This is a genomic window from Pseudoalteromonas sp. NJ631 (assembly GCF_000276645.1).
GTDB lineage: Bacteria > Pseudomonadota > Gammaproteobacteria > Enterobacterales > Alteromonadaceae > Pseudoalteromonas > Pseudoalteromonas piscicida.
This window is the reverse complement of sequence record NZ_AKXJ01000012.1, coordinates 21,206-40,081: the sequence shown is the minus strand read 5'-3', so window position 1 is coordinate 40,081 and position 18,876 is coordinate 21,206. Positions and strand designations below refer to the sequence as shown.

At 42.8% G+C, this 18,876-nt stretch carries 22 protein-coding genes; 20 read left to right on the top strand and 2 right to left on the bottom strand.

The window, feature by feature from the left end; genetic code table 11:
• The first annotated feature begins 62 nt into the window (after positions 1–62).
• The 20 genes from A587_RS0117585 to A587_RS0117490 all read left to right on the top strand — a co-directional run bounded on the left by A587_RS0117585 (position 63) and on the right by A587_RS0117490 (position 15,656).
• Positions 63–1,283, top strand: coding sequence for an AraC family transcriptional regulator (locus A587_RS0117585; RefSeq protein WP_017218643.1), 1,221 nt, complete (start codon positions 63–65; stop codon positions 1,281–1,283).
• Positions 1,284–1,581: 298 nt separating this feature from the next.
• Positions 1,582–1,878 (top strand): RebB family R body protein, encoded by a 297-nt coding sequence (locus A587_RS0117580; protein ID WP_010371676.1) that lies wholly within the window; start codon positions 1,582–1,584, stop codon positions 1,876–1,878.
• A 138-nt stretch (positions 1,879–2,016) separates the two neighbouring features.
• On the top strand, positions 2,017–2,283 hold the full coding sequence (locus A587_RS0117575; protein WP_010371679.1) for a RebB family R body protein: 267 nt from the start codon (positions 2,017–2,019) through the stop codon (positions 2,281–2,283).
• Between the two features lie 71 nt (positions 2,284–2,354).
• Entirely contained in the window at positions 2,355–2,621 is a 267-nt protein-coding gene (locus tag A587_RS0117570; protein ID WP_010371682.1) for a RebB family R body protein, read from the top strand.
• A gap of 81 nt (positions 2,622–2,702) precedes the next feature.
• Entirely contained in the window at positions 2,703–2,894 is a 192-nt protein-coding gene (locus A587_RS0117565; RefSeq protein WP_010371687.1) for a RebB family R body protein, read from the top strand.
• A gap of 16 nt (positions 2,895–2,910) precedes the next feature.
• Positions 2,911–3,246 (top strand): RebB family R body protein, encoded by a 336-nt coding sequence (locus A587_RS0117560; protein ID WP_010371690.1) that lies wholly within the window; start codon positions 2,911–2,913, stop codon positions 3,244–3,246.
• 41 nt (positions 3,247–3,287) lie between these two features.
• Positions 3,288–3,647 carry a hypothetical protein gene (locus tag A587_RS0117555; protein WP_017218642.1) on the top strand — a complete coding sequence of 120 codons (360 nt, stop codon included), beginning with the start codon at positions 3,288–3,290 and terminating at the stop codon, positions 3,645–3,647.
• Between the two features lie 39 nt (positions 3,648–3,686).
• Complete coding sequence (locus A587_RS0117550) at positions 3,687–4,694, top strand: hypothetical protein (protein ID WP_017218641.1); 1,008 nt, start codon at positions 3,687–3,689, stop codon at positions 4,692–4,694.
• Positions 4,695–4,709: 15 nt separating this feature from the next.
• Positions 4,710–5,177, top strand: a complete 468-nt coding sequence (locus tag A587_RS0117545; RefSeq protein WP_017218640.1) for a hypothetical protein — start codon at positions 4,710–4,712, stop codon at positions 5,175–5,177.
• 26 nt (positions 5,178–5,203) lie between these two features.
• Positions 5,204–6,613 carry a hypothetical protein gene (locus A587_RS0117540; protein WP_017218639.1) on the top strand — a complete coding sequence of 470 codons (1,410 nt, stop codon included), beginning with the start codon at positions 5,204–5,206 and terminating at the stop codon, positions 6,611–6,613.
• A 27-nt stretch (positions 6,614–6,640) separates the two neighbouring features.
• The gene (locus A587_RS0117535; protein ID WP_017218638.1) at positions 6,641–6,898 is read left to right on the top strand and encodes a hypothetical protein; all 258 of its coding nucleotides are present in this window, start codon (positions 6,641–6,643) and stop codon (positions 6,896–6,898) included.
• On the top strand, positions 6,828–7,538 hold the full coding sequence (locus A587_RS25300) for an eCIS core domain-containing protein (RefSeq protein WP_332306260.1): 711 nt from the start codon (positions 6,828–6,830) through the stop codon (positions 7,536–7,538). Before A587_RS0117535 ends, A587_RS25300 begins: the two co-directional genes overlap by 71 nt.
• A 169-nt stretch (positions 7,539–7,707) precedes the next feature.
• Positions 7,708–8,559, top strand: coding sequence for a hypothetical protein (locus A587_RS0117525; RefSeq protein WP_017218636.1), 852 nt, complete (start codon positions 7,708–7,710; stop codon positions 8,557–8,559).
• A 217-nt stretch (positions 8,560–8,776) separates the two neighbouring features.
• Positions 8,777–9,619: a glycosyl hydrolase family 18 protein gene (locus A587_RS0117520; RefSeq protein WP_017218635.1), complete on the top strand. Its 843-nt coding sequence runs from the start codon at positions 8,777–8,779 to the stop codon at positions 9,617–9,619.
• 203 nt (positions 9,620–9,822) lie between these two features.
• The gene (locus A587_RS0117515) at positions 9,823–10,485 is read left to right on the top strand and encodes a hypothetical protein (RefSeq protein ID WP_017218634.1); all 663 of its coding nucleotides are present in this window, start codon (positions 9,823–9,825) and stop codon (positions 10,483–10,485) included.
• Positions 10,486–10,666: 181 nt separating this feature from the next.
• The gene (locus tag A587_RS0117510) at positions 10,667–12,040 is read left to right on the top strand and encodes an ATP-binding protein (RefSeq protein ID WP_017218633.1); all 1,374 of its coding nucleotides are present in this window, start codon (positions 10,667–10,669) and stop codon (positions 12,038–12,040) included.
• A gap of 539 nt (positions 12,041–12,579) precedes the next feature.
• Complete coding sequence (locus A587_RS0117505; RefSeq protein WP_010371716.1) at positions 12,580–12,852, top strand: RebB family R body protein; 273 nt, start codon at positions 12,580–12,582, stop codon at positions 12,850–12,852.
• Between the two features lie 56 nt (positions 12,853–12,908).
• Positions 12,909–13,925 (top strand): hypothetical protein, encoded by a 1,017-nt coding sequence (locus A587_RS0117500; protein WP_017218632.1) that lies wholly within the window; start codon positions 12,909–12,911, stop codon positions 13,923–13,925.
• An 18-nt stretch (positions 13,926–13,943) separates the two neighbouring features.
• Complete coding sequence (locus tag A587_RS0117495) at positions 13,944–14,738, top strand: hypothetical protein (protein WP_017218631.1); 795 nt, start codon at positions 13,944–13,946, stop codon at positions 14,736–14,738.
• A 9-nt stretch (positions 14,739–14,747) separates the two neighbouring features.
• On the top strand, positions 14,748–15,656 hold the full coding sequence (locus tag A587_RS0117490; RefSeq protein WP_017218630.1) for a hypothetical protein: 909 nt from the start codon (positions 14,748–14,750) through the stop codon (positions 15,654–15,656).
• A gap of 119 nt (positions 15,657–15,775) precedes the next feature.
• Here the strand turns inward: A587_RS0117490 and A587_RS0117485 are convergent, their stop codons facing one another.
• Positions 15,776–17,041: a Xaa-Pro dipeptidase gene (locus tag A587_RS0117485; RefSeq protein WP_017218629.1), complete on the bottom strand. Its 1,266-nt coding sequence runs from the start codon at positions 17,039–17,041 to the stop codon at positions 15,776–15,778.
• Positions 17,042–17,130: 89 nt separating this feature from the next.
• Positions 17,131–18,876 (bottom strand): MFS transporter, encoded by a 1,746-nt coding sequence (locus A587_RS0117480; protein WP_017218628.1) that lies wholly within the window; start codon positions 18,874–18,876, stop codon positions 17,131–17,133.

Sequence of the window (18,876 nt, the reverse complement as noted above, 5' to 3'; positions counted from 1 at the left end):
CATGCCATTCAAATGAACCTTGAATGGCATGTTTTCTGCAATATGAGAAATAAGGAAACACCATGTCCATACTCGTAAAATTAACACCTTCAGCACAACCTTGGATTGGCAGTAGTGATGTACTTTTCAAACTGAAACAGCAAATTCAACATTTAGCACAATGTGATTTACCCATACATATTGTTGGTCAACCCGGTTCAGGGAAGCATTTGGCTGCTTGCCATATTCATGAGCTGAGTAAGTCGCATTCTGAAAATATGATTGTATCGTGTGTAAACCATTGGCAAGGTCAATGCGCAGCAACCCTATTAGAAGAGCTTGTCAACCGAGCACAAAGCGGTACCATTTACCTCAAAAATATCGACGCACTGACCCAAGTACAGGCCGAGTCAATCAAAGACTACTGGCTCACCCTTTCCCCGCAGTCTCCCGCGCCACGACTAATCACCTCAACTAGCGCGGAAAAGCAAACCTCTGGAGACACACATATGCAGTCCGATTCTTTTCTGAGTTGGTTACATTATCATTGTCTTGAACTACCCATACCTCCTCTTTACAACCGTAAAGAAGACATTATTGCCTTAATAAACCACTACAAACATACTTGTAAACATCTCGCCAAACTGCAATTTCAAGGACCTGCGCTAGAAGTCTTAACCAGTTATGATTGGCCACATAACGTAAAACAGCTCAAACGTTGTTTAGACAAACTGACGTTCTTATGTGAGCAACCAGAAATCACTAAACAGACTCTGTTGACTCTATTCCCCGCAATGGAAAATAAGCCCGTGCCAACTAAGGGTAATCTTATCCCACTAAAACAAGCTGAATGCGATTTCACCCAAACCATGCAAACACTGATATCCTGCGATGATGAGCACAGTTACACCCCTTCAGATAGTCGTGAGGGGGTCGACTTTACTCCGTTATCACCGCTTAGGCCTGTCAACAAACCTCATCCTGCTTTAGCAAGAGCGCTGCAATATATTGATGACAATTTTAAGAAGCCACTGAGCCTAAGCGAGGTTGCCAATTATGCGTGCGTCAGCCCTTCTCATCTCTCGTTCTTATTCAAACGTTATGTTGGACAGTCATTTAAACAAACTTTGCTACGAATAAGGATCAAGACAGCAATGACGCTTTTGCGTGAAGACCCTTATAGTCAAGTGACTGAAGTATGTGACGATGTCGGCTTCTCCGATCTGAGCTTTTTTGTTAGAAAGTTTAAGTCCGTCGTTGGCGTCAGTCCTGGTGCCTACCGAGATCACCGTACAAAACACTGAATAACGGTACAACCGTATGCTGAATGCACCTCTCGTGTTCAGCACTTAGTTAGCTGTAGCAACGGTTAGAATATTTCTTAGTGACCAGATTCAATTTTTGGTATTTCAGCTCTGGTGATTCAGATAAATCTACCAAGTAGTTCCTGAGTTATACCAACAATTATGCGAAGTACTGCCAATTCTAACCCTACTGCGTTTTCTATACTAACCTCAGTGTTTAGGAGCTCCATCTAGCTTGTTAGACCTAAGCACCACTCATATTTTTTTTCGTCAAACTTAAAGCTAAAAAGGTGGAATTATGGCATTTCCAACAGCAGTAAACGATCAAATTACCGACTCGGTCACTCAGGCAAACGTAAAGGTATTAGGCGACGCTCCAGCGATGTCTATGGGTAACTTATTTCAAGCTACCTCTCAGGCATTAGCTAACGCGGCACACAATGCGACATCAGCTCAACAACAAGCTGCAATGACAGCGCAAGCGGCAACAACGATGGGGGTGACCACTTTATATTCTATTGACACCGCAACCACAGGTATTGCAACAAAAAGTATTCTTCAACCTCAGAAACAGCCGGTTGCTGGATTAGGTTAATTCGCGACTCCCTGATACTTGTTCAACATCGCGCACAACAGCGACTCAACGAAAACACTTATCTGGGAATGTGAGATACCTATAAATACAGCTAACGATATTTAGGCTGAACTTGTTAATGACAATAAGGATAACACTATGGCTTTTCCAACCGCTGTAAATAGTCAAATTACAGACTCTGTTACACAAGCCAATGTACAGGTGCTAGGCGATGCGCCTTCTATCGCTATGGGAAACCTCTTTCAGGCAACTTCTCAGGCATTGGCGAACGCGGCTCACAACGCAACGGCCGCACAACAACAGGCAAATATTACTGCGCAAGCAGTAACAACAATGGGCGTAAATTTACTTTACTCCATTGACACTGCAACGACTGGCATCGCGACAAGTAAGATTTTTGCATAGCGTACTCGGTTCAGTCACAAACTAACGGGCTTTAACGCCTAGATATTTAATACTTTAAAAGGAAGATAGTTATGGCATTTCCAACAGCTGTAAACAGTCAGATCACTGACTCAGTCTCACAAGTAAATACGAAAGTACTCGGTGACGCACCTGCTGTAGCAACTGGTAACTTTATGATTGCTACAAGCCAAGCACTCTCAAACGCTGCACACAATGCAACAACTGGACAGCAAAATAACAATGTGACAGCTCAAGCCGCATTGGTCCAAGGCGTAGATACCCTAATGAGTATCAATACGGCAACTACGGCGGAAGGCATCACTAAAGTCTACCGTTAAGTGCTAAGTCGTACTGATGGATCCAACATCAGTACGACTTTACTCACAAAGACTTAAGTGCTGCTCAATTGGAGAAATACCATGTTACCCCTTGTCGAAGCACACACTTTTTCGCTCGGTGTAGCCGCCATCACGATGGGAAACTCTATCTCTTTATTGATGGAGAACGCCGTGCAGAACGAAGCTCGAGGTCAGATGATATCCAGTGCAAGTGTAGCACAGTGCTGTGCACTCATTATCAGCTCTGGCGTAGCTTCCGTTAAACCAGGATAAGAAAGGAATTAGCAAAATGAGTACAGTAAACGACCAAATCTCTGATTCAGTGAATCAAGTTAATACCCTATTGACGGGCTCTGCTCCAATGCAATCTATGGGCATGCTCAATATTGCAGCAACCGAAACTATGGGGATGTCGATGTATAACGCCGTCACAGCACAGCAAAACGCGCAAACTTCGGCCTCTGCTGCTGCGGCAGCGAGCTGTGCAAAAATGCTACAGCAGTCACCGCCTAAACCAGAAAAGCCCAAAGCGCCTGAAGAACAACTGGATCTAAGCAAAATTGAAGAGGTAGTACAAAAACTCCTGCATCAATACCTCGACCCTGATAGCAAAAAAAGCACCTAGAGGTAAACCCAACATAACTTAAATTAACTGAGGCAAAGCATATGAATGAGTTAACAAATGTCGGGCCATCAACACAAGCGACGCTTGATATCATCAAAAATGCCAGCTTAAGCGGCGAGCTAAATAAACTCTCTGGTGCCGGTAAGGCTTATCAGTCAGTTTCTCAATCAACGGCAATTGCAATTCAAGATGCAACCGACAACCTAAGAAATATCAATACCATGGCGACTACCGCAATGGGGGTTGCGATTTCACAAATGCTGGCGACTGGTAAGGTCGAAGAATACAACAGTATCATCGAAGCGGCTAACAAGATGGTTGAAAACGGTACGAAAAACTTTGGCGATGTCGGTAGTTCTGCCAGTGATCTACTCAATAATTTTCCAAGTGGTGGAAGCTAATGGGGGCTTACGTCACTGACGCTGGCACGGGAGGCAAACATGACGATCGTAGTGAATAACACAGAAATTGAACAGTTGGCGCAATTTTCCGACAAAACGCAAACCTTGATCCAATTTTTAAATCAGGGAAAAGAGAGTGTCAACGCCCTCATACAACAGAGCGAGATAATGCGCTTTTCGTCAGAAGCGCAATTTATCGAGCAGCTTTACTTGGGATTGATGAATTCAACGTTGATCTACTTACATCATATTCCCATTTCAATCGATGTGAAAAAACTACTCGAGTTGACTACTAATGATCTCAGAGACCTCGCGACCTTGAGCAATCGAGACTCTGAAAAAGACAAAGCAATTTTAGCTGATCTGTTAACCAAATACCGTCTGTTAGATAGTACGATTCTGAACAAAATTGCACTGTTTTATCGACGTTATAACTTGAGTTACCATGCTCTGGGTTGGAGCGCCTCATTTAAGGATCAACTCAACTTATACCATGTTATTTGTTATTGTGAGCGTTGCTATGAACTATCAAATCAAACCGTTATCCCAGCGTGCCAATGGGCAACTCAGCAGGCACAAAATCTAAGTGAATTTGCTCGATATTTATGTATTTACCTTGAGTGGAAAAAGCGCTCACCAAGTCCTATTAGTGCGCTAAATGACGCAATTACTACCCTCTCTCCGGTGGTTAATGCCAACCTAGATTCTCCTGTGGTCACCTACGAACTTCAAGCTATTGATCTACACAATGCGATTAAGCAATGGCATGAAAGTGGAAAATATCTGGGCTTTAGCAGTTTCAGCGCAGGCTTACTTAATATCGTGCTTAACATAGACCTAGGTAAGGGCGATTTAGTGCAAGCTGCAAATGACTATCTTGAAACGCTTCAACATACGCTAATCAACTCATTAGCGAAAGACAGCTATGTCTGTCAGGCCGGCCAGTACCGGCACTATTTATATGACCTATATCACAGCGAAGCGTTGCTTGATGTTGATAGTCAAGGGTGTCTGAGTGTGCAAAATCACTGGCCGCTGGTTGCATAATAAGAGGACTGAACAATGAATACCAAAAATCAAAAGGTTACAGCGCTTGGTGAACTCTCTCATGCTGTTATGCCGAAACAAATGAATAGCATTTTAGCCGACATTGATACCATGCTTAACCGCGCACAACACACTATAGATATGTCATTACAGCAATCTTCACAGCTAATTGAACAGTCTCGTCAACATCTCGCCAGCATTCATAATGCGCTCGAGAGTGAGACTCAAATAAACCAATCTGACGCTCACGAAACGCCCTACCAAGATACATTACTGCAAGCGCAAGTAACACAATTAGAGGACCAGCAAGCACAGATAGAGCAAGTATATACGGAGCAGGAAGTCGCAGCTCGCCAAAGTGCTGAGGCCGCACAACAAGCGATGGAAGAAACGCTAAAAAACATGGAAAAGCAGCTAATGCATCAAAATCAAGTCTTTCAACATGATGTAATGCAGCGCAGTGCTGACACGCAAGGCGAATAAAACAAGTTGCAGGGAGCCTGACCACAATGATCCAGATAGATTGTAAACCTATAGCCTGGTTACCAGACGAAGACGTAAAAATTGCAGCAGCAAATAAACAGATGCAAGCACTCATGGCGCGCCTGGTAGACGCACCTAAATATCATACGCTGACAATTGAAGATAGAAAGCAGCTAGTAAGCGAGGGCTACGCTCCTGACTTAGTAGATAACCTCGTATTTATCACGCTCAGGCTGACAGGCTTAACAGAAGACTTGGTTAATGTGGGGTTTAACTATGCCGCTTTTGATACAGCGCTATTTGCATCCGATCATTTGAAAGCTCACTTGCAACAACTCAGTAATGGCTGCTGTGCCTATTGCGAAAGCTATTTATTAGCGACAAACTCCGGCGAAGTTGGCCACTTCAGGCCTGTTGAGTTACTGGAAAGACCGGTTTCAACACATTTAGACGTAGTGGCGACCTGCTCGCCGTACTTTTCATTGGCATATGATCAAAACAACCTACTTTTTGTCTGTAATGCTTGTCACGAGCAATATAAAGGTGGTCAATTTCCACTTGTTGGCAAACGTGCGCCACTGATTAATATCGACCAAGAGCAGCCCTTACTAGTCTGCCCTTACCTAGAAGACCCAAGACAATTTGTGCGCTTTGACCCTCAATCAGGTCGAGCCTATGCCTTTGATGTTTTGTCTACTTTTTTGATGGACAGCAAATCTATCAGTCACAATGAAGCCGAGCAGCTTGTTTGGTCACAGCCCGAATTACTTCAAGAGTCACACGACTTGATGGAATCGCCTGCGTTTACGAGATGGCTTCAGTCATTAGACAAGGATAGCGCAATACAATTAACCAAAGGTCAAACTACGATTGAAATACTTGGTTTAAACCGCCCAGAGCTGGTTATTTCACGTCTGAACGCAATTGGCCAATTACATTTTGCTTATGAACGCTTTAAGTTAAGTAAAAATGACGATTTGCCAGCCTTTATTGACTCACTCCCGCTTTTGCAATACCGAAGTTTGGCTATAGATGCACTACACACTTGGCATAATCAACAGAGTCCTCAAGCAACCACAGACAATACCACGACTCACCAAAACCAGCCATCCAGTTTGCCATTTCCAAACTGGTTTCGAGCGTCATTACGCTATTGCGTGGAAGAGTCTAACCTTGCGGATAACCACAAACGAAACTTAGTTTTTCTCTCTGCCAACGATAGACTCTACGGTCAAAAGGCCAAAGAAAGATGTGTATTTCTGCCAGTAAACTGGAAACAGGACAAGCATAAGCTCATCAAAGTGCGCTCCCAACGCAATATTTGGGAAACTTCTTTATCTGAACTAGCTGACTCGCGGCCGCTAGAGCTCATCAATTTGTTTACTCATAACGATGTTTGGGTTGAAGGCCCATTCGAGGCACTACACAGTGCATAATTTAACCATTAGTAAGGATATTCCATCATGACCACTCAAAATGAACAATCCGTTCTCAATGCAGAACAACAAGCAATGCAAGCAGTATCACAAGCTGAGGTCGCCACGGCAGCTCAGTCCACAGGCTACGCTACGGCTACGCCTTATGAGGCTGAAAATATCGCGAACAACGCCGTCGTCGCAGCAGATCAGAGTGTCTATCAGCAAGCGTTTGATGCCCCTGCCACCTCAACCCCAGATGAAGCAGAGCAACAAGCAACCCGAGCTGTTGAAGCTACTGAATAAAAGTCACAAATACCCGGCTCAGTCGGGTATTTTTCATGCATACCTTCTTTCAATTTGCAGTAACCTTACGAATAAATACCAACGACTCCAGACTTTTTACCAATCGTTACCGCTATACCATGCCTATAGTAAAAGTATCCAACAAACACGAAACAACACGATGACATTTTATCAACTCACGACCAGGCAGCGCCACATTACCGGAACGGTAAGGCAGAACCTCGCACGTCAGCGAAGAGCAAAAAACGTTCCTCTTAAGAGCTGCGCTTTACCAATACACCTCAGACGTGGCATGGAAAAACTATCTGGTGTTAATTTGGCCAATGTGCGAGTGCACTACAACTCGTCAAAGCCTTCGCAAGTACAAGCCCATGCATATGCTCAGGGCAAGGATATTTACTTGGCCCCAGGTCAAGAGAAACACCTTCCCCACGAGCTTGGTCATGTTGTTCAACAAGCGCTGGGGATAGTAAAGCCCACCACAGAGGTAAATGGCATAGCTGTAAATGACGACCCAACTCTGGAGCAGCAAGCAACGGACTGGGGAAAATTGGCATTATATTTAGGTGAGCAGATGAAAAAATGTAGGGACGATTTCCCGGTAAACATAAAAGTCAGCTCCCTTTCACTCCCAATTTAAAGTAAGGGATTAAAATTGACCTAAACCTATTTATTAAATTAGTGGGTTTATTTTAAATTCCATACTGAAAATAGGTAATTCGGCAAAACTCATTTTCAGAAAATCAGCTGTTATCTGGATTGAAAATTACCTCTCACAATCACAAATGAGAATCGGAGAAATTAGGCTCATGTATGCACAATTGAAAAAATCAAAAGGGCATAACGGTATATTAGATTGCAATTATACCGCCACAGAAAATAGTTCGTTAAAAAAGAGTAAGGAGAATTTAGATGCTAAAGCAGCTGCAGTGATCCAAAAAGTGGGGCTCTATGATTATCTCACTGGTAATCTAACTGAAGATGAGAAAGATGGGCTATATCTCCGTCGCTCAAGTTATAATCCGCTGAATTGGATAGCTCAAAACAAGAACGAAAACTTTGAACGAAATAATCAAGCTTATCACTCTACTTCTGTGCATGGTGCTCAAAACTCGCTACAAAATATCAGAAATAGACATTACGCAAATCCCGGAGGCCCCAGAGGTATGAGTGCAATGATGAACACTCTCACAGGTGCCGTAGGAAATATTAGAAGACAGCAACATAGCAGTCGCTTTGCATCCTCTAGCTGGGAAGCTCATGTAAGAAATGAAGCTAGAGAACAATTCAATACTGCAGCAAATGCAGTTGGTCTTAATGTAGTTTGGAATGATACCCCTCCTCCGTTTCGTGCTGTGATACCAGGTCTTAGCAGATCAATGTTCTTCATTACCTACTCGAATCCAATCACTGGTAACTACGAAGTTGGCGTGACCTCCAATAGGCCAAACATTGGCGCTGAAAGGCGCTCTCAAGTAACAAATGTTGCTAAGGTAACAATTAACTATTATCAATTACCAGGAAATCGAGTATCTGCATGGATAGGTCAAATGTTCCCAGTGCCAATAGCCACTCGTGCAGATAACACCGGTCCGGTACAAGTTGCAAACTTCCACGGAACGGCTTGGAGCCTATCAGATCTTAGTCCAATAAATGATTGAGTAAAAAGGTCATTTTCAACATCACAGACAGTCGAAAAGGTTGGCGAACACTAGTTAACCTTTTCGACGCTCAGATCGATTCGCCTAGCGTTTTCTAAAACGCTATGTCTAACGGCTTATCATCCAAATATGATCCATTACTGTAGCTGGACTAAGATAATAGTCTGCCAGTAATATTTCTCTCTTATTTTAGTACTCTCATATATAAGGAACAATGATGTCTAAAACCATTACCTACTATAATTCAGGTGCTATTCCTTTGGCCAATGCCGGTGAGCTTCCTTACGATGTAGTAAACTTGGCGTTTTTATCTTCGGCTTCAAACAATCCGTTTAAGCTAATTTTAAGCGGTGCAATTGCTGCTACAGAGACCAGCTTCACAGCCCATACGGTAGAAGCGATACAAACCATGCAGCAAAATGGGCAAAGAGTATTGATCTCATTTGGTGGTGGCGCAATGGATCACAACGTATATTACTCGTTATCTCAAGATCCAGACAGGCTGGCTGATTCCTTGGCGGACTTTGTTAAAAATAATCATTTGGACGGCATTGATATCGACTATGAAGATAGTGCTGCATTTATCGCGAATGCAAGTTATGACGGCGTACAGTTTCTCGTATCATTAACACAGGCTCTGAGAAAACAACTGCCCTCACCCCGCTACTGTATTTCCCACGCCCCGCAACCTCCTTACCTAGAGCATGGTGGTTACATGGCAGGCTATCTTAAAATAGTCGAACAAGTTGGAGAGGATATTGACTGGTTAAACGTTCAGTTTTACAACAATCCACCTTGGAGCGCATGCCCAGATCAAATCGTTAGTTCCTATATGGACTATATCAAGCTACCGAATATGTCTGCGAAGAAAATTATTGCAGGGTTCCCTGTGACAGCACACGACGCAGGCTCTGGATACATGCCGGCAGAGACTATTATTCAAGCGGTTATTGACCCCATTCAAAACACCACTGAGCTGGGTGGTATTATGAACTGGCAGTTTTCAAGTGACGCAAATGGCGATTGGATTAAAACCATCAAAAATGCACTTAAAAACTGAATCTTGCTTCTATTCTTTGGTCGCCTTTGTCGGCCTTTCTTCCTACATTTACCTCAATAAAAGCGATAAAGTAAAATATACCAACCGAAAAATAACTTTTACCAAGTTGGTAAAACCAGCCTCTCTTATAGTTAATTCAACCAATTTATCTATTTGGTTGCTTTCACCCTGAATTAATTAAACGCATTAAGTGAGACTAGATTATGAATGCCAAAAAACCTTTAGGTTCAAAAGACGATCCAAGCTATGTCAGAGTAACGAATATGCCAGATCCTAATCTGGCCTATTCCAGTGTTGCCCACCCAGGTGCAAAAGGCTTTATTTATAACGGTACCATGAAGCCAAGTGTCGCTGACAAATATAAAGGCGAAGGTTATAGCTTTTGTATGCGCAACCTTAACACACAAGACAATGAGTGGGATGTTGCGCTAACGGCTCAAGAAACCGACAGAATAACGGGCACCAGTGACAAGCACGGATACGCGCTGGCATTGATGCCGATGTTTATCCTCAACGTGTCTTCTATCAATAACACCAATAACAATCCTCTTGATATAGCTAACAACGTTCTTGACCTGTTAAATAGCGCCTCTATTCCTATCGGTACGACAGTCTGGCTACAGCTAAAAGACAATGACAATGGTGCTAAATCTGACCAAATACAAGAAATTGAACACTATATATTTCAGTCAGGTTATTCAATAGGTATTTTAGGCGATGAGGTGCAGCTACAGCAGCAAACTAACGGCCGTGTACTTGAATCAACTTATACTCCATTTGAAGAATCAAACAGTGGCACTACAATACGCACAATTATGATTGGCGAAAACTCAGGTACTTACCCAATTTACTGGGCACTTCAATGAGCTTTAAAGACTGAGCAGGATAACCAACTCGCCTGCTCTTTTACGTAACCAATCACCTCTTAAATAAAAAAACCTGCAGCAATTAGTCTGTTATACCAACATAATCCCTAAAGTTGCCAATCACATTCGCAGCCGCACAAACTACACTGTGGAACGCTTATTTAAAAAATAAGGAAGTAAAATGTGGCAATCTAACTTTGAGCCTTTAGCTCAAACTCCCTCCAAAGCGGCTTTAAATGCCAAAGACGTAGAACAAGAGTGCGACTGGCTGCAGCGTGCTATTCAATATCGTGTATCACATTACTTTGGACAGTCACTCGATAATACTGAGCAAGAATTTCCACTGCCACCTACGCTAGATAACTCAGACTCTCAATTTGCGGACTTTATTACCCGCAGCAAGCCAAACCTGATTGAAAGATTATTAATTATTCTGGCATTTGTCCCGGTTATCAAAGCCCCTGTACTCGACATTTTCCTGTCAATCAACGAACAAACAAACCGCCCTTTTAGTGAGTTTGGTATACAAGAATCTCAAGGGCAGATATTCACAACGGGGATCACGGCGGCATTCATTCTTAACGGAAATAATCTCAACACGGAGTTTGATGTCCTTCAAACGCTCCATTCAAGCCAATTGCTTAACCTTATGGTGGATAGTCATCGAGAACCTGAAGGTATATCACGATTAAACGTTCCGTTGGTTCTTAAACCCGAGTTTATACAAATGTTCACGACTGCAGAGCCATATCGGCCAGAAACAAGTCATCAATTTCCTGCAACTCAAGTAAACACAACACTTGAATGGGATGACGTAAAGCTACCAGATACCACTCGTCATCAGCTAAACGAAATTATTACTTGGGTTCAATATGGCAAGACATTACAAACGCAATGGAAAATTGGTAAACAGCTCCGCCCCGGTTACCGTGCACTGTTTTACGGCCCTCCTGGAACAGGAAAAACCCTAACGGCGAGCGTACTTGGAAAAATACTAGATAAATCAGTCTATAAAGTCGATTTATCGCTGATCACCTCAAAGTATATTGGAGAAACAGAGAAAAACCTTGAACAGCTGTTTAGCCTTGCAGAGCATCGTGACTGGATCCTTTTCTTTGACGAAGCGGACGCGCTTTTCACTAAGCGCTTAAAAACCAGTTCTTCTAACGATCAGTTTGCTAATCAAAATGTCGCCTATCTGCTGCAGCGTATTGAAAGCTTTAGCGGTGTGGTGATCTTAGCTTCAAACTATAAAGATAATATCGACGACGCGTTTTTTCGCCGATTTGAATCGATTGTCCAGTTTCAAGCGCCAAAGGCTGCACAACGACTAGAAATTTGGCAAAGCGGACTTTGCCACCAATCTAGCCTGTCAAGCAGCGTATGCTTAAACAGACTTGCAGAGCAATATCCACTAAGTGGAGCTGATATTATCAATGTATTACGATTTGTATCATTAAGATTACTCAGCGAAGCGCGCACAGAAATAACCATTACGGATATACGTGAGGGCATAAGTCGACTTTCTAACCACCAAACTCCACTTAGGTGGTGATCTCATCACACTCACACCTTTTACTTTTTCTAGACTGGTTGAACTCACAATTTGAAAACATCATAACTTCTACCAAGTTGGTAAAAGCGGCCCGCGATATAGTTAAAAATGCCAACTCAGTTGGAAATGTCAATTTATGCCCACTTTATCAATACGGTTTAGTCAGCAGGTGACTAAGCTAAAAGGCAAGTTCGCTGTGAATCAAGATCTGACAACGAATAAAGCATTCCTTAGCTGATAAATGAGTTGTCGTAGCTAAAACCTTTTGATGGACAGGCATAGCTAATGACTAACCCCATTGCGAGGAAAGTATGGAGCTCTCACGATGGGGTTATTTTTACACCGGCAATACCAGCCTTAGCTCAATCGTACAGCCGCAATGCGTAAAAACAACCAAACACTGTTAAATAATACGCGCTTGAAAGCCGTCTAATCTACCACAAAAACAGTTAGTTAAACCAAAACATCTGTGACAGAGCGGGCTACATTATTCTTTAGTTATTAACGCTAAAAAGCAACTAACCATTAAGGAAAAAATCATGGCATTTCCAACTTCTGTAAACGACCAAATCACTGACTCAGTCACCCAAGCAAACGTAAAAGTACTAGGTGACGCTCCAGCAATGTCAATGGGTAACTTGTTCCAAGCAACTTCACAAGCGCTTGCAAACGCAGCTCATAATGCAACCACAGCTCAGCAGCAGATGGCTGTTACAGCTCAAGCTGCCACCACTATGGGTGTTACAACCCTCTATTCGATAGACACCGCAACTACAGGTATTGCAACGAAGAAGATCCTTGCAAGTAGTTAACACCAAAGTGAAGTGCTGTGCTCCATCAGCACTTCTTCATCAAAAAAGAGAATAATATGAGCGAATTACACCCTGAGGTCACCTCAGCAGATCCCGCAATTTGCAGTTCTAAAGAAACAGAAACACAAGATAGCAAAACTTGTGACTCAGACAATCTTGGCATAGCGCCGGTAGAGGCAAACGATGCTAGGCTACCGAGCGCCCAGCAAGACCTTGACTCATCCGAGCAAATGCAAGCGCAGGAAATTCAGCATCCTACTTCCGTGCAATGCGCCGCTTTTGACTACATTTATGCAGTGGGCCAAGTAGAAATAGTCTTTCCTAATGAGGGAATAGAAAAGCAATTTTTACAAGCCGCAATGGAGCTCGCAGTCGATGAAAGAGCCTATTACGAAGTTTTCACTAATAAATCATTGCCGATTGGGGATCCTAACAGAGACAAGTATCTTTATCTTGCCGAGCAAGTTTCTTGGATTTTAGTCATTCAAAAACAGCTAAGTTACCACTTAACTCCCGCGACAAAAGTCGAGTTAGAAGCGCTAATTGAAGCGCTACAGCCACCTAAAGATACACTGGAGCTTGTGTATACCTGCGTCATTGGCCATTCTTCTAATAACCACGACTCCAATTTAGCTGAGATAGTTTGTCATCAGGTATATCATCAAACATTGTCAGAGCTGCATAATACAATTCAAAAAATTTCCAGTGCGGAAACCAATGCCATTCAAGATGTGATAAAAGCACTAGAAGTCAAACCAAATGCAGGCCGCGATGACTTTGATAGAGCTAAGAATTTTGTTGCATTTCGCTATCCAGATATCTACTTACAAACCCATAAAATGCGTCTTGGGTCTGCAACCGTGCCAAGTGCTTCTCTAACCGACATCACGTTTTCCCAATTTGACGCAGTGTCTGAACATAAGATTGTTGATATTACGCTAACCTATAAAGAAAACGCTTCTGCTAAACATCATTATTACTTTTGTCGTATCGACGTGAGTGGCTTGTATCCTTTTATCAATACAGAAATACAACAATTCCTCCCGCTGCTGAATACGATACCACTGGATTAATGCAAAGGAAGGATATAAATGAAGACCTCAATACACACTGATAAAACAGTGCCAATACAGTTTGCGCCTCATGACAATCATGATACATCTATTTATGCAATTGGTGTTATTCAACCAAGCTTTCCGACCTTAAACCTCGAAAAGCAATATGAAGCTGCTGCGTTGTCTATAAAGGCCAATCCCGAAGAGTTTTATAAAGTGTTCAACTATCGTGTAACCATGGACAGTCAACCTCAGTTGAGTTACAGGCCATTTTTATATTTAGCACAACAAGCAACATGGGTTCTTACCATAAACCTGGTAGACACTTATATCCTTGAGCCAGATACACCGACACAACTGAATGCACTGATCAATACAACAGAACAACAAAATACTTATGTGGTTATTGGCGAGCTAACAGGCGAACATGCCGCACAGCACTACGATGACATTGCTTTGCCAACCGCCACGGTAAAGCATCTAGTTGCGGTTACCGATATCAAAGTCCCAATACTCAAAGATGGTAAACCAGCCAACCAACAGCTTGAGCTGCCAGCACTTAAACCCACTATCGGGTTAACTAAAAAAGACAGAGCCAGTAACTATTTTTTGAGTCACTTCTATCAAATCGTCGTTGATAGCAACCAACACTTATTGATTGATGATATTCAAGCTATCCAATTACAACACATACACTCTGAACCAATGCGCCACGTTGTTGAGTTTATTCTGTGTAGTGCAGATCGTAGCCGCTATGCCTGTAATATCGACGTAACCAACCACTATCCTTTTGTTTCATCCAGACTAGCGCCATTTGCGAAAAGTATTTAGGGAGGCTTCATGAACCAATCATTATCTACTCAACAAAATTTGCCACTTAGTCAGAGGTTGGCCAACGATGAAACAAACTCAGAACCTTCGGTCGTATTCACAAATTTTGTCTATGCCGTTGGTGTGATAAATGCCCAATTTCCGACCCTTAATCTAGAAAAAGAGCTATATCAAAATAGCTTAATGGGCAACCAAGAAACACAGCTTCCCATGTTGGAGAACGTCAATGACGACATTGCGCTACAAAGGCTCAACAGGAATAAACAACTTAATCAGGAGCTGTTTAAAGGCTTGAGGTTAGGTAAAAATCGTTACATAGCGCGCAGCATGAAATGGGTCTTGGACAATCGCTACATTGAGCAACTTTATACTTTACTCATTCCAACAGATGAACTGTTGACTCAATGTATTACCGCACTGGATCGAACAATAAATGGTGAAACCGGACAAGTGGTAATTATCGGCGAAATGCACTCGCCAAATACAGTACTAGTTAGTGCCATTATTCCAGTGATGGTACTGCCATTTGGTGAGGTGTTACATGGCGTCAAGGCAAATAACGATCAGTTTCAAAACCTTGTTACTGAAATAACTTCGCTCAATATATCTAGAGGTAATAGTGACGCAGCACGCGCGTTAAACTATGTGCTATATAACAACCCAACTATATACCAACAGACATTTCACCTTTACTACCAAAGCAGCCAAGATGGTCCTAATCCTAATGGTTATCAGCTGATCAATGTTGACGTCAACGTTAGCAACAGTGGAGATAGAGTTGCTGCAGATGTTATTTTTGTCTATCAAGGGATTAATACTGGCGCGACGCAGTTTTGGCGCAGTCGAGTAGATGTAACGGGTGAGTATCCATTTTCCGTGTCGAATTGGGAACAATATTTACCAAGCAACCACAGTTAACACGATAAAATGTGTAGTCTGTCTCAAAGCGTTGCCTGTCCACTTATTTTTATTATGATTACAACGATATATTGCAAAGCTGCGCAGTTCTTTGCAGAAGAACTGCGCAGAACGTTTGGCTATTGCTTTTCTACTTTGCCATCTTTCATCACAAAGATGACGTTTTCCATCACACTAATGTCTTTTAGTGGGTTGCCTTTAACCGCAATAATATCAGCAAGTTTCCCCGCCTCAAGTGAGCCTAATTGTGTATTTTGCTTGAGTAACGTCGCCGAGTTAATAGTGGCAGCCTGTAAGGCTTGTAGCTCAGTCATGCCAAATTTCACCATGCGGCTAAACTGCTTACCATTGTCACCGTGAGGATAAACACCAGCGTCAGAGCCAAACACCATATTCACGCCTGCTTTTACCGCTTTTGTAAAACTAGCACGCTGAGTTGCACCCACCTTACGTTCTTTATCCAAGCTTTCAGGCAAAATACCTGCCTTTTCGCCCTCACCAAGAATATATTCAGTATTGTAGATGTCCATAGAAAAGTACGTGCCTTTGTCTTTGGCTAGCTGAATGGCTTCATCATCAACAAAACTTACATGCTCTACTGAATTCACACCAGCTTTAATTGCAGACTTGATACCATCAGTACCGTGCGCGTGGGCAGCAACCGTTAAACCGCGTAAGTGCGCTTCGGTCACAATCGCCGTCATTTCCTCTTGAGAATATTGTTGAGCCCCCACTTTAGTGCCTTTAGATAGTACACCACCCGTTGCACAGAACTTGATTAAGTTAGCGCCATATTTAATATTTTCACGTACCTTTTGCCTTACTGCCCAAGGTCCATCAGCCACCCCTTCTGAAAAGACTTTATGCTCATGGGTCAAGAGATTGTTGTCACAATGGCCGCCAGTGATCCCAAGTGAAGGGCCTGCTGCGTTTACACGTGGGCCTGATACGTCACCATCAATAATGGCATCGCGCAGTGCGATGTCAGCATAGCCAGCAGCACCAAGGTTACGAACAGACGTAAAGCCCGCATCTAGTGTGCGCTTAGCGTTTCTAACACCAGTAATTGCCGCACGAGGTGCAGTGCGTTGCAACCTTTTGTAGCCATGAACATGTGCGTCTGAAGTTAGGTGAACATGCATATCAAATAGACCGGGTAATAATGTGTGGCCACTTAGGTCTATCACTTCAGCGTCTTTTGGATAGGCTTTACGATTTGATTTTCCGACTGAGATAATTTTATTATCTTCAACGACCACAGTTGCAGGTGAGATAAGCTTGCCTGACACCACATCAATCGCAGAGTCAGCGTTTAAAACATACGTTTGCGCGTACACACTGCTGGAAACAAAGAGTGCCGTGCTCATCCATATTTTTTTATTCATGTTACTTCCTCATTTTTTGCTTGAGTGTAGAAAGAATATGACTTGCAAACAAACTGATCGCGACCAATAACTGTTCCCATTTCAAAAAACTATGTTTTTCTGTCTATTATCACTTTGTTAAACCAGAATAATGCAATGGCGGTTATAAGTGCGATAGCGGCAAATAGCCCCCACATTAACTCTGGTGCCGCCATTTCTTGCACCAACACTTTATAGCTCCAACCAGATAAAAATCCAGCAAACAAGAAGCCCAGCGCCATAGAAACAAAGTAGTATCCCATATACAACGCAGCTTGAGATTTAGGCGCGATACTCGCGACATACTCTTGGCTTTTAGGAGAGGCAAGCATTTCACCAAGCGCGATAAGCAATATGACAGTGACAATGAGCTGACCGCTTAACCAGTCGCTATCGCTAAGTAATGCGATAAACGCAACCGCCATTACTAGTAAGCCTGTGACTAACACATAAAATGGTCTAAATCGCTGACAGAGAAAGCTCACCAAAATTTGTGCGATCACAATCGCTGCAAAGTCTAAATTAATAAGATACTCAGGATTAATTTGACGATATTGTACGAGTTGTTCAGCAAGGGTTTGCGCTTGCTGCTGTGAAAGTGCCTGTCCATTATCGTGAAGCGCATTTAGCGTTTGCATTATCAACTGTATTTGCTCATGTGGGACATTCACTTTGAGGTGAACCCATTCAAGCCTAATGGTTTCAATTGGTACTGCGCCGCTTTCCTTAAGCTCTTTGAACAGCGTAAAAATGGCAGCAGTTAACTTATCAATATCAACATGTGCTAAAAACGCGACGCCAGAATCGCCAAACCACGCCAATATATCTCGGGTATCTGCATAATCGCGGATATATACAGGTAAAGTATAAAACAGCTGATTATACACAGTCCAAAAGCCTGCAAGGATCAGCAAATATAACGCAAATGGCAAGTTACTTACCTTCATTGGTTGTTGCCACCATGCTTTATTTGGCGCTCGATTTATAAGCACTCTGTCCCACACCCAGTTAGCTGCTAGCCATATTGCAATCCAAGTAAACGCTTGACTGTAGTTAGCAAACCCGACTCCTGCTGACATCAAGAGCGCCAGTGCGACAAACAGCGTAAGTGCTAAACGAGTATTACCCAGCACCGACTGTGCGGTTTTTAATACTTGAGTAAAAGATTGCTTGGTTTTAGGTAATGTTTGCGGGTCTTTGTAAAATAACATCAAGGGAATAAAGTTTATGGCAATCCAAACTGCCGACATCATAAATACCGCATCCCAGCTAATGGCGCGCATATATCCCGCAACCAATGGACCTAAAAATCCACCAATATTCACCATGGTATAAAAGATCCCAAATCCAAGGCCACGATTACCATCGTTTGTACTGTGGCTTACGGTGCCAACGACCACAGGTTTAAAGCAAGCAGCACCCAGTGCAACAAAGCTCAGCGCAGCAAAAAACGGCCAGAAACTCTGTGCCTGTCCCAATAAATAATAGCTTGGCGTCATGATCAAAAATGCAAAAAAGAACATCCTTTTATACCCGACGCGATCTCCTAGCGCACCAGTTACAACAGGCAAAAGATATAAAAAGAAGGGAATAATCCCCTGTACGGCGCCACGCTCTATATCAGTAAAGCCAATACCGCCTTGCGACTTCGGTGTTGTCATATAAATTGATGATACGGCGAAGAAGCCATACCAAGCGAGCCGCTCAAATATTTCCATGATATTCGCAATGTAAAAAGTTCGACCAAACCCAGAAGACGACTTTGACCAATTTGCCTCATTGAGATCTGGTTCACCCCACTGCTGCTGATTTTGCAT

Excerpts from the sequence above, each read along its gene's own strand:
- A587_RS0117580 (WP_010371676.1), top strand. The coding sequence starts at position 1,582 with ATGGCATTTCCAACAGCAGTAAACGATCAAATTACCGACTCGGTCACT.
- A587_RS0117570 (WP_010371682.1), top strand. The coding sequence starts at position 2,355 with ATGGCATTTCCAACAGCTGTAAACAGTCAGATCACTGACTCAGTCTCA.
- A587_RS0117560 (WP_010371690.1), top strand. The coding sequence starts at position 2,911 with ATGAGTACAGTAAACGACCAAATCTCTGATTCAGTGAATCAAGTTAAT.
- A587_RS0117540 (WP_017218639.1), top strand. The coding sequence starts at position 5,204 with ATGATCCAGATAGATTGTAAACCTATAGCCTGGTTACCAGACGAAGAC.
- A587_RS0117525 (WP_017218636.1), top strand. The coding sequence starts at position 7,708 with ATGTATGCACAATTGAAAAAATCAAAAGGGCATAACGGTATATTAGAT.
- A587_RS0117485 (WP_017218629.1), bottom strand. The coding sequence starts at position 17,041 with ATGAATAAAAAAATATGGATGAGCACGGCACTCTTTGTTTCCAGCAGT.
- A587_RS0117500 (WP_017218632.1), top strand. The coding sequence starts at position 12,909 with ATGAGCGAATTACACCCTGAGGTCACCTCAGCAGATCCCGCAATTTGC.
- A587_RS0117495 (WP_017218631.1), top strand. The coding sequence starts at position 13,944 with ATGAAGACCTCAATACACACTGATAAAACAGTGCCAATACAGTTTGCG.
- A587_RS0117585 (WP_017218643.1), top strand. The coding sequence starts at position 63 with ATGTCCATACTCGTAAAATTAACACCTTCAGCACAACCTTGGATTGGC.
- A587_RS0117550 (WP_017218641.1), top strand. The coding sequence starts at position 3,687 with ATGACGATCGTAGTGAATAACACAGAAATTGAACAGTTGGCGCAATTT.
- A587_RS25300 (WP_332306260.1), top strand. The coding sequence starts at position 6,828 with ATGCCCCTGCCACCTCAACCCCAGATGAAGCAGAGCAACAAGCAACCC.
- A587_RS0117575 (WP_010371679.1), top strand. The coding sequence starts at position 2,017 with ATGGCTTTTCCAACCGCTGTAAATAGTCAAATTACAGACTCTGTTACA.
- A587_RS0117555 (WP_017218642.1), top strand. The coding sequence starts at position 3,288 with ATGAATGAGTTAACAAATGTCGGGCCATCAACACAAGCGACGCTTGAT.
- A587_RS0117515 (WP_017218634.1), top strand. The coding sequence starts at position 9,823 with ATGAATGCCAAAAAACCTTTAGGTTCAAAAGACGATCCAAGCTATGTC.
- A587_RS0117510 (WP_017218633.1), top strand. The coding sequence starts at position 10,667 with ATGTGGCAATCTAACTTTGAGCCTTTAGCTCAAACTCCCTCCAAAGCG.
- A587_RS0117520 (WP_017218635.1), top strand. The coding sequence starts at position 8,777 with ATGTCTAAAACCATTACCTACTATAATTCAGGTGCTATTCCTTTGGCC.
- A587_RS0117565 (WP_010371687.1), top strand. The coding sequence starts at position 2,703 with ATGTTACCCCTTGTCGAAGCACACACTTTTTCGCTCGGTGTAGCCGCC.
- A587_RS0117545 (WP_017218640.1), top strand. The coding sequence starts at position 4,710 with ATGAATACCAAAAATCAAAAGGTTACAGCGCTTGGTGAACTCTCTCAT.
- A587_RS0117535 (WP_017218638.1), top strand. The coding sequence starts at position 6,641 with ATGACCACTCAAAATGAACAATCCGTTCTCAATGCAGAACAACAAGCA.
- A587_RS0117490 (WP_017218630.1), top strand. The coding sequence starts at position 14,748 with ATGAACCAATCATTATCTACTCAACAAAATTTGCCACTTAGTCAGAGG.
- A587_RS0117505 (WP_010371716.1), top strand. The coding sequence starts at position 12,580 with ATGGCATTTCCAACTTCTGTAAACGACCAAATCACTGACTCAGTCACC.
- A587_RS0117480 (WP_017218628.1), bottom strand. The coding sequence starts at position 18,876 with ATGCAAAATCAGCAGCAGTGGGGTGAACCAGATCTCAATGAGGCAAAT.